13 protein-coding genes are annotated in these 14,656 nt (G+C 61.0%); 9 read left to right on the top strand and 4 right to left on the bottom strand.

Annotation, left to right across the window (positions count from 1 at the left end):
• Positions 1-83 precede the first annotated feature (83 nt).
• On the bottom strand, positions 84-968 hold the full coding sequence (locus KGA82_RS00065; protein ID WP_223449223.1) for a LysR substrate-binding domain-containing protein: 885 nt from the start codon (positions 966-968) through the stop codon (positions 84-86).
• 114 nt (positions 969-1,082) lie between these two features.
• Here KGA82_RS00065 and KGA82_RS00060 point away from each other — a divergent pair, with 114 nt between their 5' ends.
• On the top strand, positions 1,083-1,754 hold the full coding sequence (locus KGA82_RS00060; protein WP_223449221.1) for an MOSC domain-containing protein: 672 nt from the start codon (positions 1,083-1,085) through the stop codon (positions 1,752-1,754).
• A 69-nt stretch (positions 1,755-1,823) separates the two neighbouring features.
• On the opposite strand, the gene KGA82_RS00055 is transcribed toward KGA82_RS00060, so the two are convergent.
• Positions 1,824-2,183 (bottom strand): DUF6124 family protein, encoded by a 360-nt coding sequence (locus tag KGA82_RS00055; RefSeq protein ID WP_207285903.1) that lies wholly within the window; start codon positions 2,181-2,183, stop codon positions 1,824-1,826.
• Positions 2,184-2,709: 526 nt separating this feature from the next.
• Here KGA82_RS00055 and KGA82_RS00050 point away from each other — a divergent pair.
• The 5 genes from KGA82_RS00050 (at position 2,710) to KGA82_RS00030 (ending at position 8,930) form a co-directional block, all read left to right on the top strand.
• Complete coding sequence (locus tag KGA82_RS00050; RefSeq protein ID WP_008029395.1) at positions 2,710-4,227, top strand: CoA-acylating methylmalonate-semialdehyde dehydrogenase; 1,518 nt, start codon at positions 2,710-2,712, stop codon at positions 4,225-4,227.
• A 123-nt stretch (positions 4,228-4,350) separates the two neighbouring features.
• On the top strand, positions 4,351-4,740 hold the full coding sequence (locus tag KGA82_RS00045) for a tautomerase family protein (protein WP_223449219.1): 390 nt from the start codon (positions 4,351-4,353) through the stop codon (positions 4,738-4,740).
• 63 nt (positions 4,741-4,803) lie between these two features.
• Complete coding sequence (locus tag KGA82_RS00040; RefSeq protein ID WP_223449218.1) at positions 4,804-5,853, top strand: NAD(P)H-dependent flavin oxidoreductase; 1,050 nt, start codon at positions 4,804-4,806, stop codon at positions 5,851-5,853.
• 259 nt (positions 5,854-6,112) lie between these two features.
• Positions 6,113-7,462 (top strand): gluconate:H+ symporter, encoded by a 1,350-nt coding sequence (locus tag KGA82_RS00035; protein WP_192227665.1) that lies wholly within the window; start codon positions 6,113-6,115, stop codon positions 7,460-7,462.
• 142 nt (positions 7,463-7,604) lie between these two features.
• Positions 7,605-8,930 (top strand): OprD family porin, encoded by a 1,326-nt coding sequence (locus KGA82_RS00030; RefSeq protein WP_223449216.1) that lies wholly within the window; start codon positions 7,605-7,607, stop codon positions 8,928-8,930.
• 95 nt (positions 8,931-9,025) lie between these two features.
• Here the strand turns inward: KGA82_RS00030 and KGA82_RS00025 are convergent, their stop codons facing one another.
• A complete protein-coding gene (locus KGA82_RS00025) occupies positions 9,026-9,868 on the bottom strand; it encodes an NAD-dependent protein deacetylase (protein ID WP_223449215.1) in 843 nt (280 codons plus the stop codon).
• 171 nt (positions 9,869-10,039) lie between these two features.
• Complete coding sequence (locus KGA82_RS00020) at positions 10,040-11,086, bottom strand: class I SAM-dependent methyltransferase (protein ID WP_192418619.1); 1,047 nt, start codon at positions 11,084-11,086, stop codon at positions 10,040-10,042.
• A 436-nt stretch (positions 11,087-11,522) separates the two neighbouring features.
• Between KGA82_RS00020 and KGA82_RS00015 the strand changes: the two genes are divergently transcribed.
• From KGA82_RS00015 to KGA82_RS00005, 3 genes are all read left to right on the top strand, one after another.
• The gene (locus tag KGA82_RS00015; RefSeq protein ID WP_223449213.1) at positions 11,523-12,857 is read left to right on the top strand and encodes an acetamidase/formamidase family protein; all 1,335 of its coding nucleotides are present in this window, start codon (positions 11,523-11,525) and stop codon (positions 12,855-12,857) included.
• A gap of 144 nt (positions 12,858-13,001) precedes the next feature.
• Positions 13,002-13,841, top strand: coding sequence for a DUF692 domain-containing protein (locus tag KGA82_RS00010; protein WP_223449211.1), 840 nt, complete (start codon positions 13,002-13,004; stop codon positions 13,839-13,841).
• Complete coding sequence (locus tag KGA82_RS00005) at positions 13,834-14,589, top strand: DUF2063 domain-containing protein (protein WP_223449209.1); 756 nt, start codon at positions 13,834-13,836, stop codon at positions 14,587-14,589. The genes KGA82_RS00010 and KGA82_RS00005 overlap by 8 nt, the downstream gene beginning before the upstream one ends.
• Positions 14,590-14,656 lie beyond the last annotated feature (67 nt).

Raw genomic sequence — 14,656 nt, 5'->3', positions numbered from 1 at the left:
GTTTCAATAGTGAATGTCCTGACGCTTTCGCAGGCAAATCGGAACGCCGCACCGCTCGCAACTACAGTGTCGAGCTGAGTGTTTTACGTCGCCGGCCGGGCAATCTGCTCCTGCGCAAGACCGATAAACGCGCTCATCGCCGAGGTGATCATCGAATCGTTCCTGCGGATGAACACGGTCGAGACGTTGGCGAATTCGGCCGGTAGCGTGTGGCAGCGAATCGCATGCCGCACGCTGCAATTCTCTGCGATGGCCTTGGGCAGCAAGGTCACGCCCATGCCCGCCGCGACGCATGACAGGATGCCATCGAGGGTGCCCAGTTCCATTATCTGGTTAGGCACCAGCCCGACCTGGTAGAACCAGTTTTCCAGGGTGGAGCGATAGAAGCATCCGGTGCGAAAGACCAGCACGGTTTGCTGAGGGATTTTCTCGATGAGCGCGGGCAGTGACTCGAAGCGGTTGCTGCTGACCAGCACCAGTTCCTCTTGAAACACCTCTTCCTGCGCCAACGCCGGGTTCTGGTGAAATCCACCGACAAACGCGCCATCGAGTCGATGGGCTTCAATCGCCTTGATCAGCTCGACCGTCGTCCCAGTCAGCAGCGACAGTTGCACTTCGGGGTATTGCTCGCGGTACTTCGTCAGCACCTGCGGCAAGCGAATGGCCGCCGTGGTTTCCATTGAGCCCAGCCGCAGCAGGCCGGTCGGAACACCGGTGTCCGTCAACGCGCTGCGGCTCTCTTCTGTCAGCTGCAGGATGCGCCGCGCATAACCGAGGAAGGTCTCGCCCGCCGACGTGAGCACCACGCCGGATTTCTTGCGGATGAACAGCTCCCGATTCAGTTCGGCTTCCAGCTCCTTCACCCGCATGGTGACGTTGGACTGCACCGTATTCACGTTGACGGCGGCTGCGGTGAAGCTGCCGAGTTCGGCAACCGCGCAGAATATCTTCAGTTGGCGCATTTCCATGATCGTCACCATCCATCATAAAAAGTGATTATGGACATATTTAACGATCACTTTACGGTCATTGTCGGTGGTTAGTAAAGTGGCCGAAACCCGGTAAAAGATGCGGATTGACCCATGACACTCATTTCGAAAATTGACCACGTCTTCGCCGGCGGCCTGGGGCTCTTGAAGCCTGAAGGGCAGCGTACGGGCATCTTCAAACAGCGCCGTTCAGGCCCCGTTCGCGTCGAGCTTCACGGGATTGTCGGTGACCAGCATGGCGACACCAGGGTTCACGGCGGTCCGGAAAAGGCTGTTCATCACTATGCGGCCGAAAATTATCAGCACCTGGCACAGGCCTTTGCGCACTGCGCCCATGAGCTGCTTCCGGGCAGCCTGGGGGAGAACATTTCTGCGCTCGAACTCTCGGAGCGCAACGTGCACATCGGCGATGTATTCCAGATGGGCAGTGCGGTGTTGCAGGTCTCTCAACCGCGCAGCCCGTGCTGGAAAATCAATCATCGTTTCGACGCCGAGCGTATGTCGATGCATGTCGCCAAGGAGCGAATCACCGGTTGGTATTACCGGGTGCTTCAACCGGGCTTCATTGAAGCGGGCGACAGGATCGAGTTGCTGGAAAGGCAAACGGAGCGCTTTTCCATCGATGAATTCTGGCAGGTGCAGTTGTCGCACCGGCCGGTGATCGACGATCTGCTGGCGCTGGCGGCAAGCCGTGGGTTGGCCGAAGACTGGAAGCGGCGCCTGTCGGAGCGGGCGAAGTGGCTGCAGAAATCGCTTCAGGTCTGAAGCTGCACACACATCCAACTGTGGCGAGGGAGCAAGCTCCCTCGCCACAAAAGCTCCGCTTAGCGGTGTTCAGTCTCGCGGATCAATCTGATCCAGCACCCGGTTCGCCGTGATCTCCGCCAGCATGATGCTGTTGGAAATGCCCAGCAGGGCATTGCGCGACCCACCGTCCAGAAGGTCCACCAAGTGATGGACCATCACATCGACCGAGGCCAGCGTCTCGACCAGATAAACCATCAGGGTTTCGGTCGTGAGCTCTGGGTCCACAGTAAACAGGGTGCTGGGTGTGCGCGGCTTGGCTTTGATGTCGGCAGTCGACGGGAAGTGGTAGTCGAGGGCACGCTCGGCGGCCTCGTTGAGTTTGTTTGAGTCGGGTTCGTATGGGGATGCCGGATCAGTATCCGGTGGGTTCGGTGAAGGCTTGATCATATGCTGAGTTACCTAATGGAGTGCCACCCCTCTTGCGACTAAACGAAAGGGGAGGCAGCTGTACGCAGGTTAGTCGACCGGGTAACTCAGCAATCCGGCGCGCCCGAGGGCGCCCCACGTACAGCCACCATCAAGTACAGGCAATGTATGACCTGCATGACAGATGCACGCACAACTGGGTTACCACGAGCGACTAAACCCGACCACTGATGAGCAGTGGCACGAATCAAGTTACCGGGCACCCCCAAAGCGCACAAGCCGGCGGATTCTGGCGTACCCGTAGGCAACGGCGCAAGGTTTTGTAGCTTTCATCTCGTAACCACGAGCGCGCTTAAACAAGCATTCTCCAGCGCTGTTTAACACCTCAAACACCTTCACCATTTCTGATCCATAAGATCATTAATCATCATTTTACATGATCCTTCGGCTGGCCTACTTTGACCCTGGCAGGCGAGCCATCGGCCGCCTGGCGCACTCCCGACAACAACAAGAGATGGCTCTTATCCACCACCAGGGGACACCCGCCATGAGCAACCAGCCAGCAGACATCGCACACTACATTCACGGCCGCGTGACGCACGGTACTTCCGGCCGCACGCAGAACGTCACCAACCCTGCCATTGGCTCCGTCATCGGCAAAGTGGCCCTCGCCAATGCCGCTGAAGTCGACGCGGCAGTGAAGTCGGCCGCGGCCGCGTTTCCCGCCTGGTCGGCGCTGCCGCCGCTGCGTCGCGCCCGCATCCTGTTCAAGTTCCTGGCGTTGCTCAATGAACACCGCGACACACTGGCGCGCATGATCACCGCCGAGCACGGCAAAGTTTTCACCGACGCCCAGGGCGAAGTAACGCGCGGCATCGAGGTCGTCGAGTTCGCCTGCGGCATCCCGCAACTGCTCAAGGGTGATTACACCGAACAGGTCTCCACCAACATCGACAACTGGACCATGCGCCAGCCGCTGGGCGTGGTGGCCGGCATCACACCGTTCAACTTCCCGGTGATGGTGCCGATGTGGATGTTCCCGGTGGCCATCGCCTGCGGCAACACCTTCGTGCTGAAGCCGAGCCCGATCGACCCGTCGCCTTCGCTGCTGATCGCCGAACTGTTCAAGGAAGCCGGGCTGCCGGATGGCGTGTTCAACGTGGTGCAGGGCGATAAAGAAGCGGTGGATGCGCTGATCGATCACCCGGACGTCAAAGCGGTGAGCTTTGTCGGATCGACGCCGATTGCCAATTACATCTACGAGACCGGTGCCCGCCACGGCAAGCGTGTCCAGGCATTGGGCGGCGCGAAGAATCATATGGTGGTGATGCCCGATGCCGACATCGATCAGGTGGTCGACGCGCTGATCGGCGCCGCGTTCGGCTCTGCCGGCGAGCGCTGCATGGCGATTTCGGTGGCGGTGTTTGTCGGCGATGTCGCCGATAAAGTGATGCCGAAACTGGTGGAACGCACCCGCACCCTCAAAGTCCTCGAAGGCATGAACCTGGCCGCCGAGATGGGCCCGATCGTGTCGCAAGTGGCGCTGCAACGCATCACCGGCTACATCGAGCAAGGCATTGAGGAGGGCGCAGAACTGCTGGTCGACGGCCGTGGTTTTGACGGCGCCCAGGCTGGCGCGAATTGCGCCGAAGGGTTCTGGCTCGGCGGCACGGTGTTCGACCATGTCACCCCCGAGATGAAAATCTACAAAGAGGAAATCTTCGGTCCGGTGTTGGCGTGCATGCGCGTGAAGGACTTTGCCGAGGCGGTCGATCTGGTCAACTCACATGAGTTCGGCAACGGCACCGCTTGCTATACCCGCGACGGTCACATCGCACGTGAATTCGCCAGCCGCATTCAGGTGGGAATGGTCGGCATCAACGTGCCGATTCCGGTGCCGATGGCGTGGCACGGTTTCGGCGGCTGGAAGCGCTCGCTGTTCGGTGACACACACGCCTACGGCGAAGAGGGCGTGCGCTTCTACACCAAGCAGAAGTCGATCATGCAGCGCTGGCCGAACAGCATCGCCAAGGGCGCGGAATTCGCCATGCCGACCTCCAAGTAAGCACCGCTTTCTGCTCCACAGGTTTGGGGTGGATGACGTGTTGGCGCGGGCTTGCACGGCATCGTTTTTTCCCAGGGGGAGCGAACACCTCGCTCCCGTTTTTTTCCGCACAGGTGAACCGCTATGCCGCTGCTCAAGTTCGACCTCATTCAGGGGCGCAATGACCAACAACTCAAGACCCTGCTGGACGTGACCCATCAGGCGATGGTCGAGGCCTTTGAGGTGCCCGACAGTGATCGCTACCAAAGCGTCACGCAACATCGTCCGGGGGAGTTGGTGCTGCACGACACGGGATTGGGTTACACGCGCACGACCAGCGTGGTGTTGCTGACGGTGATTTCGCGACCACGTTTACAGACGCAGAAAACTGCGTTCTACCGCTTGCTGGCCGAGAGGCTGCAAGCCGAGTGTGGCCTGTCACCCGACGACCTGATTGTTTCGCTGGTGGAGAACACCGATGCGGACTGGTCCTTCGGCCGTGGAAGGGCGCAATTTCTGACCGGCGAACTTTAGGGTTCGCCGCGTGGGCCAAAGGGTCCGTTTTTACCTCTGTGCAACTGTCTTTCAGGTGATGCCATGTCCACTCAACTGCTGTCCCTTTTGAACATTCGACTGCCCGTCCTTCAATCGCCGATGGTGGGTGTTTCTACGCCCCGACTGGCGGCAGCGGTGTCCAGCGCCGGCGGCCTCGGCGCGATTGGCATCGGGGCGAGCAACGTCGAGCAGGCGCGGAACATGATCCGCGAGACGGCCGCGCTGACAGACAAGCCGTTCAATGTGAATGTTTTTTGCCACCAGCCTGCTGTCCACGACAGCGCTCGCGAGACGCAGTGGCTGACATTTCTGGCGCCGTTCTTTGCGCAGTTCGGGGCCGCTGCACCGACGGCGCTGCGTGAGATCTACACCTCTTTTGTCGAAGACCCGGACATGTTGCAGATGCTGCTGGAAGAACGGCCGGCGGTGGTCAGCTTCCATTTCGGGCTGCCGCCACAACCGGCAATCGATGCGCTCAAGGCTGCGGGCATCATCCTGTTGTGTTCCGTGACCAACCTGGCCGAAGCGCAGAGTGCGGAACGCGCCGGCGTACATGCGCTGGTCGCACAAGGTTACGAAGCCGGGGGGCATCGCGGGGTATTCGATCCAAAACAGGATTCGCAAATGGGGACGTTTGCGTTGGTGCGTGTACTGGTGGCGGCTTGCCGACTGCCGGTGATCGCGGCGGGCGGCATCATGGACGGCGCGGGGATCAAGGCCGTCATGCAGTTGGGCGCCAGTGCCGCACAGTTGGGCACGGCGTTTATCCTCTGCCCGGAATCTTCCGCCAACAGCGCCTATCGCGAGGCCTTGAAGGGGCCGCGCGCGCACCAGACTGCCGTCACCAGCGTCATCTCCGGGCGTCCTGCCCGAGGCATGGTCAATCGCAACTTCACCTGCCTCGAAAAGGCTGGCGCGGCGCTGCCAGAATATCCGCGCGCCTATGACGCCAACAAAGCGCTCAACGCCGCGGCCACCGCCCAGGCAAACACGGAGTTTGCCGTGCAGTGGGCGGGGCAGGGGGCGCCGCTGATTCGTGAGATGCCGGCCGCTGCGCTGGTGAATGTGCTTGCTGCGGAAATGAACGACTGAGCCAATCGGTCATCTGCGGCGAGCCGACATTTCACCGACTGCGCAGAGCGATTCAAACGCGAGCTGTACTTCAACATTAATGGCTCAGGCGCGATGAAAATCCGCCTGGCCCAGTTTCAAAAAACACGACCCCCCATACCTCTGTACGACAACCCTTATCCCTCTACGAAAATTACTTTCGCCTCGTTTGAAAATCACCTCTCGAAATGTTTTATGAGTTTCACAACCCATTCGACGTGACCCTTTCGAGGAGTACCGCATGACCCTGTCCTTCGGCTATTGGCTGCTGGTATATGCCGCCATCGCCATCATCGCGCTGATCGTTCTGATCGCCCGTTACCGGCTTAATCCCTTCATCGTCATCACCCTGGTGTCCATCGGCCTGGCATTGCTCGCCGGCATGCCGCCGTCCGGGGTGGTCGGCGCCTACGAGGCCGGTGTCGGCAAGACCCTGGGGCACATTGCGCTGGTGGTGGCGCTGGGCACGATGCTCGGCAAGATGATGGCCGAGTCCGGCGGCGCTGAGCAGGTGGCGCGCACCTTGATCGACCGCTTTGGCGAGAAGAACGCGCATTGGGCGATGGTGTGCATCGCGTTCCTGGTCGGGCTGCCGCTGTTTTTCGAGGTCGGTTTTGTGTTGCTGGTGCCGATCGCCTTTACCGTGGCGCGCCGCGTCGGTGTGTCGATTCTGATGGTCGGTTTGCCGATGGTCGCCGGGCTATCGGTGGTCCATGCGCTGGTGCCGCCGCACCCGGCGGCGATGCTCGCGGTGCAGGTGTATCAGGCGTCGGTCGGGCAGACGTTGATGTATGCGATTTTGATCGGCATTCCGACGGCGATTATTGCCGGTCCGCTGTACGCCAAATTCATCGTGCCGCGCATTCAACTGCCGGCGGAAAACCCGCTGGAGCGACAGTTTCTTGAGCGCGAACCGCGCGACAGCCTGCCGGGTTTCGGCATCACCATGGCGACCATTTTGTTGCCGGTGCTGTTGATGCTGATCGGCGGTTGGGCCAACCTGATTTCTACGCCGGGCAGTGGCTTCAACCAGTTTTTGCTGTTCATCGGCAACTCGGTGATCGCGCTGCTGCTGGCGACCCTGCTGAGCTTCTGGACCCTCGGCCTCGCCCAGGGCTTCAACCGTGAATCGATCCTCAAGTTCACCAACGAATGCCTGGCACCGACCGCCAGCATCACCTTGCTGGTCGGCGCAGGTGGCGGTTTGAACCGGATTCTGGTGGACGCCGGGGTCACCGACCAGATCGTCAGCCTGGCCCACGAATTTCACCTATCGCCGCTGCTGATGGGCTGGCTGTTCGCCGCGTTGATGCGCATCGCCACCGGTTCCGCCACCGTGGCCATGACCACCGCCTCTGGCATTGTCGCGCCGGTGGCCATCGGTCTGGGTTATCCGCATCCGGAGTTGCTGGTGCTGGCGACCGGCGCCGGGTCGGTGATCTTTTCCCACGTCAACGACGGCGGTTTCTGGTTGATCAAGGAATACTTCAACATGAGCGTCACCCAGACGTTCAAGACCTGGACCGTGCTGGAGACCATTATTTCGCTGGTCGCCTTCGCGTTGACCGTGGGTCTTTCTTACCTGATCTAGCTCGAACACTCCGATCGCTTTCCTCAAGGCTCATGGTCACTCATCGAGCGCGGCATCGTGCGCGCCGCGGTTGAGTGACCGTGGCGGACAGCGGTCGGCAAAAACTCAAAAAAAACATAAAAAAATGACCCAGGAGCACCGTATGTTCAAGCGAGCAATCCCCACCGCACTTTTGCTGGCCACCGGTTCGTTGTGCGCACAGGCAGCCGATTCTGCCGCGCACGGTTTTCTGGAGGACAGCAAAGCCACGCTGTCGATGCGCACGTTGTATTTCAACAGCGATAACCGCGATGGCACGGCAGACCCGTCGAAAACCGAGGAGGCCGCGCAGGGTTTTGTGCTGCGCTATGAGTCCGGTTTTACCCAGGGAGCGGTCGGGTTCGGGCTGGATGCGCAAGCGTTGCTCGGTGTGACGCTGGACAGCGGCGCGGGTCGCCACGTCGGCAGCGGCATGATCCCGAGTGACGGCGACGGTGCTGCCGATACCTGGAGCAGCTTCGGCCCCACGGCGAAGATGCGCATCTCAAAAACTGAGTTCCGCTACGGCACCTTGCTGCCGAAATTGCCGATCCTGTTGTCGAACGATGCCCGCGTATTGCCGCAGTCGTTCACCGGTGCGCAGGTCACCTCGAATGACATCGATGGCTTGATGCTGACCAGTGGCGTGCTTGAACACGCGGTCGGCCGCGCCTCGACGGACCGGACCGGTTTGTCGGTGCCGGGCGCTACCCAGGACAGCAACAAGTTCTACTTCGCCGGCGGTGACTACTACATCACCAAGGAACTGAAGGCGCAGTATTACTTCGCGCAGTTGGAAGACTTCTACAACCAGAACTTTTTCGGTCTGACCCACGTGCTGCCGATCGACAGCAAAAGCTCGTTCACCACCGATCTGCGTTACTTCAACACCACATCGACGGGCGCCAACAGTTCCGCCGCCGGCCGCGCACAAGGCTACCGCACCTCGGGTTACACCGAGGACAACAACGGTGAAATCGACAACAACACCTGGGTGGCGATGATCACCTATGTGAACGGTGGCCACTCGGTGTCGCTGGGGCATCAACAGGTGGGTGACGGCAGCAACTTCGTGCAGCCCAACCAAGGTAGCCTGGTTGATAAAGGGGCGGGTGGTGGCAGTGTTTACCTGCCGACGGACCGCATGATCCAGAGCTTTACACGTGCGGGCGAGCAGACGAACTTCGGTCAATATTCCTATGACTTCGCGCCTTTGGGCGTGCCGGGCCTGAGAGCTTCGATCGCGTATCTGAAAGGGACTGACATCAAGGTTCGAAACGCGGGCGATCAGTCCGAGTGGGAGCGTGATATGACCCTGGACTACGTGCTGCAATCGGGGTCGCTCAAGGGGCTTGGTTTCAGCGTGCGCAACGGCAAGTCGAATACCGATGCGGGCCGCAACGTTGATCAGAATCGCTTTATCATCAACTACACATTGTCGCTGTTGTAATCGCCCACGGGTCTTTGTGGGAGCCGGCTTGCCGGCGATTCAGGCGACGCGGTGTATCCGTTACGCCGCCATCGCCGGCAAGGTATGCGTTGTTGCTAAGGTGTCAGGCGCTGGGTCAGCAACGGCAATAGTTGTTCGCAGGATGCCTCGATTTTCAGATCGAGGATGTCATCCGCCCGCGTCTTGCCCAGGTTAATCGCTATCAGCGGCTTGCCCTGATCCGCCACCGCCCGGCACAAACGAAACGCCGAATACGCCATCAACGAAGACCCCACCACCAGCAATCCCGCCGCTTTTTCCACCGCAGCCATTGCCTTGGCTGCCGTCACCTGCGCCACGTTCTCGCCAAAGAACACCACGTCCGGTTTCATTCGCTCGCCCGCGCAATGCGGGCAATGCGGTACCTGAAACCGTGCTTCGAACGCCGCGTCGAGCAGCGTGTCGCCGTCCGGTGCCTGCACCGCATCCACGCCAGCCAGGTATGGGTTCTGCGTTTCCATCAACTGCTGGATCGAATCCCGCTCACTGCGCTGCCCGCAATCCAGGCACAGCACCCGGTGCAGGCTGCCATGCAGTTCGATCACGTCGTGGCTGCCGGCCTGGTCGTGCAAGGTGTCGACGTTTTGGGTGATCAGCCCGCTGATCTGCCGGGTGCTTTGCAGGTTGGCGATGGCTTCATGCGCCACATTCGGCTGAGCCTGACGCACCCGCGGCCAGCCGAGCATCGCTCGCGCCCAATAGCGGCGCCGGGATTCGGGGGCGCTGAGGAATTCCTGATACATCATCGGTTGCCGGCCACGGCGCACGCCCTGGTGGTCGCGGTAGTCCGGAATGCCCGACGGGGTGCTGATGCCGGCACCGGTCAGGACCATGAACGGCTGGTCGGCCATGAACTGCTGGAGCCGGTCGAGTTGTTCGCGGGTGCGGCTGTCGAGCATGTTCAACACTCCGATGGGCCAGGGGTGTTTGCAGCGTAGCATTTGGTGATTCACCTGTAGGAGCGTGGCTTGCCCGCGAAGACGGCCTGTCAGACAACGACGGTGTGCCTGAGATACCGCCTTCGCGGGCAAGTCGGATCGCCGCACCGCTCGCTCCTACAAGGTCAACGTTTACTTGCGCGCTTCGAGTATCAGGTTGAACGGTGTTTCCGTCGCCCGTCGGAATGTGCTGAATCCCGCTTCCGTAAACACTTTGCGCAACCGCGCCTCACCGGCCTGGGCGCCGAGCCCGAGGCCGACTTCCTGAGACAGCGAGTTCGGGGTGCAAATGAACGTCGAGGCGGCGTAGAACAACCGGCCAACCGGGGTAACGTTGTCATCGAGTTTGTCGTTGGCGAACGGTTCCACCAGCAGCACCGTGCCGTCCGGCTTCAGCGACTCATAGGCGTGCCGCGCCGCGCCCACCGGGTCGCCCATGTCATGCAGGCAGTCGAAATAGCAGATCAGGTCGTAGTCGTCGCCGGGGTAGCTTTTTGCCGTGCCCTGGAAGAACCGCGCCCGCCCGGACACACCGCCTTCCTCGGCGCGCTGGGTGGCGACGGTGACGGACGGCGCGTGGTAGTCGAAGCCGACGAACCGCGATTCGGGGAACGCCTGGGCCATGATCACCGTCGATGCGCCATGCCCGCAGCCGATGTCCGCGACCTTGGCGCCAGCCTCCAGTTTGGCGACGACACCTTCAAGGGACGGTAGCCATTCGGCGACCAGGTGCGCTTTGTAGCCAGGCCGGAAGAACCGTTCCGTGCCGCTGAACATGCACGGATGGTGTTCGCCCCAGGGCAGGGCGCCGTTGCCGCGCATGGCTTTGACCAGCTTGTCCTTGTCATGGAAAAACGACGCGACCACCCCGATACCGCCCGCCACGTAGACCGGTGAGTCTTCGATTGCCAGTGCCAGGGCTTGTTCTTCGGGCAGACGGAACTGGCCGTCGCGGTGTTCCATGTAACCGGACGCGGCGTGGGCGCTGAGCCATTCGCGCAGCAGGCGGGGGTTGCAGCCGGTTTTCTCGGCGAGTGTTTCGGGGCTGATCAACTGACTGTCGGCCATCGCCCGGTACAGCCCGAGCTCTTCGCCGAGGATGACGTTGGCGAGCATCGCCGCGCCGCCCATGTCGTTCACCAGTTTGCCCATGAAATCGTTGAGTCTGGCCTCGTCCATCACGTGTGCTCCTTCGGCTGGATCACGGTCCAGGGGCATTCTTTGTCGAGGCATTCACCTCTGGGCAGTGGTCGTGGAAATGATCAGGACGGTGAGTGCGTCCTGCGTGCAGTAAGTTTAGTCCGCAGGCCGTGGGCTGCCGGGCGGAGCGACGAAAGCCCGCATTTGCCTGATTCGCACACACACACACATCCCCCTGTAGGAGCGAGGCTTGCCCGCGAAGGCGGTATTTCAGACACATCCTCGTTGACTGTTACGCCGCCTTCGCGGGCCAGCCTCGCTCCTACAGGGGTACGTGTGTGTATCGGAGTGTATCTAACGTCCTGCTCGATACATTTCCCGCAATACCGGTGCGTTGCCGAACACAGCCCAGATACAAACCTGCGATGAACTGCACAGGCCGCTTGGCACCCTATACACCGTGAAGGGGACAACAATGACCACGCTCCTGCCTGAAACCGACCTGACATCCACCCCCGTCGATCGCCTGCGCGTCGACCAGTACACCAGCGGCCTCATCGGCCCAAGCCAGCCAATGCTCGGCCCCTTGGCCGACGGCGGCACCCTGATCACCGGCACGCCGCCGGGCTGCTGGGGGCCGATGATTACGCCGGCCTTCGAGGGCGGCCATGAAGTGACCCAACCGGTGGCCATTGCCGGTGCCGAAATCGGCGACGCCGTGGCGATCAAGATCAAAAGCATGCGCGTCACCTCGCTGGCCACCTCGTCCGGCGTGATGAGCTTCGTTGAAGGTCGCTACAACGGCGATCCGTTCGTCGCGAAATTCTGTAGCAAATGCGGCACCGAGCACCCGGCCAGCTACGTCGAAGGCATCGGCGAAGATTCGATTCGTTGCAGCAATTGCGGCGCCGAAGTCAGCGCTTTCCGCTTCAGCCACGGGTACGTGATCGTGTTCGATGCGCAGAATCAGGTCAGCCTGACCGTCAATCAGGACATCGCCAACCAACTGGCGGGCAACGCCTCCGAGATGTCGGCACTGCCGGAGTTCGCCGCCCAGCATTCGATCCTGTCCCTGGCCCGTGCTGACATCCCCGGCGTTGCCGCGCACATGCGGCCGTTCCTCGGCAACATCGGCACCACGCCGTCGCGGGACTTGCCGGACTCGCACAACTGCGGCGATTTCGGACAATACCTGATCGGCGCACCGCACCGTTTCGGCATGACGCGTGAGGAACTGCACGCGGCCAAGACTGACGGTCACATGGACACCAACTCGATACGTGAAGGCTGCGTATTGATCTGCCCGGTGAAAGTCCCGGGCGCCGGTGTGTACATGGGCGACATGCACGCCCAGCAGGGCAACGGCGAGATCGCCGGGCATGCCACCGACTGCTCCGGGGAAACCGAAGTGCAGGTCGAAGTGATCAAGCACCTGACACTGGAAGGCCCGATCCTCCTGCAAAACCTCGACGATCTGCCGCCGATGGCGCGGCCGATGAATGCCCTGCAACGGCAGAAAGTCCGCGAACTGGGCGAGCGTTGGGGCCAGACCGAGATCGAGCAGAGCGGCCCGATCACCTTCATCGGCAGTGGCGAGAACCTCAACGTGGCGGTGGAAAACGGCCTGAAACGTGCCGCTTCGGTCACGGGCCTGCCGTATGACGAAGTGCTCAACCGCGCGACCATCACCGGTTCCATCGACATCAGCCGCTTGCCCGGCACCGTGCGCGTGACCTTCCTGTGCCCGATGAACGTGCTTGATCGCATCGGCATCGGCCATCTGGTGCGCGAGAAATACGACCTGGCGTAACGCCCAACGGCGGCTCTGTACCGAAGTGTGTACAGACCCGCCGGCGATACAACCGCCGCGATTTTCTGCCGGAACGCAACACAGGCCCGATACACCGTTTCGGTTAACTGTGATTACGTTCTGACAACCTTTGAGATCGACATCATGCAGACTTCCAACACATCAACGAAGGCCACCGTCGGACTTGGCCTGCGTCGCGGTTTAATGAAAGACCTTCAAGCCGCCCGCGTGGGCGATTTCGACTTTCTGGAAGTCGCGCCGGAGAACTGGATCGGCATCGGCGGCGCTCATGGCGCGGCACTGCGGGGGCTGGCCGAGCGCTATCCGCTGTCCTGCCATGGTTTGTCCCTGTCATTGGGCGGGCCGGCGCCGCTGGACATCGCTTTTCTGCAAGAAGTGCGGGTTTTTCTCGATCAGTACAACGTGCCGCTGTACAGCGAACACCTGAGCTACTGCAGCGATGACGGTCACCTGTACGACCTGTTGCCGCTGCCCTTTACCGAAGAAGCGGTGCACCACGTCGCCGCGCGCATTCGTCAGTCCCAGGACATTCTCGGTCGGCGCCTGGCGGTGGAAAACGTCTCGTATTACGCCGCGCCGCAGCAGGACATGGACGAGCTGACGTTCACCAATGCGGTGCTGCGCGAAGCCGATTGCGACCTGTTGCTGGACGTCAACAATGTGTACGTCAACTCGATCAACCACGATTTTGATCCGCAGGTTTTTCTGGCCGGCATCGATTCGGACCGGGTGGTGGCGATGCACGTGGCCGGGCATTTCGATGAATCCGACACGTTGAAAATCGACACCCACGGCGCCTCGGTGAAACCGGTGGTGTGGTCGTTGCTGGCCCAGGCTTATGCGCGGTTTGGCGCGCAACCCACGTTGCTTGAGCGGGATTTCAATTTCCCGGCGTTCTCTGAACTGGTGGCTGAATTGCAGACCATCCGCCGCTTGCAGGCCAAGGAGGTGAACCGTGGATAACTCAGGCCTGTTTCAGCAGCAAAACACCTTGGGGCTTTACCTGCGAGACCCCGATCATTGCGCGCCACCGGCCGGAATGGACGTGGCGCGGGCACAGGTTTATCGCGACCTTGTTTTCAATAACCTCTCGATCTTGCTCAGCGGTACTTTTCCGGTGTTGATCAAGATTCTTGGCGATGAGCGCTGGGGTTCGCTGGTGCGCATGTTCCTGCGGGACCACCGCGCACAAACGCCGAAATTCGGTGAGATCGCCAGGGAGTTTGTCGACTTTCTCGCGTCAGAACCGCCTGCGTTGCACGAGGGGGCGTGGCCGCCGTTCCTGGTGGAACTGGCGCATTACGAGTGGATCGAGATGGTGTTGCAACAGTCCGACGCCGAGCCATTGCCAGCGAGTGATGTCGGGCTGCTGCTGGATCGACCGTTGCAGATTTCACCACTGGCCTGGCCGTTGGCGTATGCCTGGCCGGTGCAGTTGGTGGGGCCGGACTATCAGCCTGAAACGCCTCCGGCTCAGCCGACGTTGTTATTGGTTCGTCGGGCGGAGGACTGGAGTGTGAAGTTTTCCGAACTGAGCCCGCTGGCCTGGCGCTTGTTGCAGCGGATCGACGAGTTTCCCCAACTGAACGGGCGTGAGCAGCTGGAAGGATTGGCCGTCGAAGCGGGGGCGGCGGGATCGCAGGGTTTCATCGACAGCGGAGCGGCGTTGTTGCGGCAGATGCACGGGGAAGGGGTAGTTGGATCGACATAGTCCCCTGTAGGAGCCGGCTTGCTGGCGATAGCGGTCCAACAATCAACATTGATGTCGCCTGACACAC

Origin of the sequence: Pseudomonas sp. BF-RE-22, assembly GCF_019956155.1 — a bacterium.
Taxonomy (GTDB): domain Bacteria; phylum Pseudomonadota; class Gammaproteobacteria; order Pseudomonadales; family Pseudomonadaceae; genus Aquipseudomonas; species Aquipseudomonas migulae.
Note: the sequence above shows the minus strand (reverse complement) of the source record. Positions and strands in the feature narration are given on the sequence as shown.

Bases quoted from the DNA above. Each gene is read 5' to 3' on its own strand.
- KGA82_RS00060 (WP_223449221.1), top strand. From the start codon at position 1,083: ATGACACTCATTTCGAAAATTGACCACGTCTTCGCCGGCGGCCTGGGG.
- KGA82_RS00050 (WP_008029395.1), top strand. From the start codon at position 2,710: ATGAGCAACCAGCCAGCAGACATCGCACACTACATTCACGGCCGCGTG.
- KGA82_RS00045 (WP_223449219.1), top strand. From the start codon at position 4,351: ATGCCGCTGCTCAAGTTCGACCTCATTCAGGGGCGCAATGACCAACAA.
- KGA82_RS00065 (WP_223449223.1), bottom strand. From the start codon at position 968: ATGGAAATGCGCCAACTGAAGATATTCTGCGCGGTTGCCGAACTCGGC.
- KGA82_RS00025 (WP_223449215.1), bottom strand. From the start codon at position 9,868: ATGCTCGACAGCCGCACCCGCGAACAACTCGACCGGCTCCAGCAGTTC.
- KGA82_RS00010 (WP_223449211.1), top strand. From the start codon at position 13,002: ATGCAGACTTCCAACACATCAACGAAGGCCACCGTCGGACTTGGCCTG.
- KGA82_RS00055 (WP_207285903.1), bottom strand. From the start codon at position 2,183: ATGATCAAGCCTTCACCGAACCCACCGGATACTGATCCGGCATCCCCA.
- KGA82_RS00040 (WP_223449218.1), top strand. From the start codon at position 4,804: ATGTCCACTCAACTGCTGTCCCTTTTGAACATTCGACTGCCCGTCCTT.
- KGA82_RS00030 (WP_223449216.1), top strand. From the start codon at position 7,605: ATGTTCAAGCGAGCAATCCCCACCGCACTTTTGCTGGCCACCGGTTCG.
- KGA82_RS00020 (WP_192418619.1), bottom strand. From the start codon at position 11,086: ATGGACGAGGCCAGACTCAACGATTTCATGGGCAAACTGGTGAACGAC.
- KGA82_RS00015 (WP_223449213.1), top strand. From the start codon at position 11,523: ATGACCACGCTCCTGCCTGAAACCGACCTGACATCCACCCCCGTCGAT.
- KGA82_RS00035 (WP_192227665.1), top strand. From the start codon at position 6,113: ATGACCCTGTCCTTCGGCTATTGGCTGCTGGTATATGCCGCCATCGCC.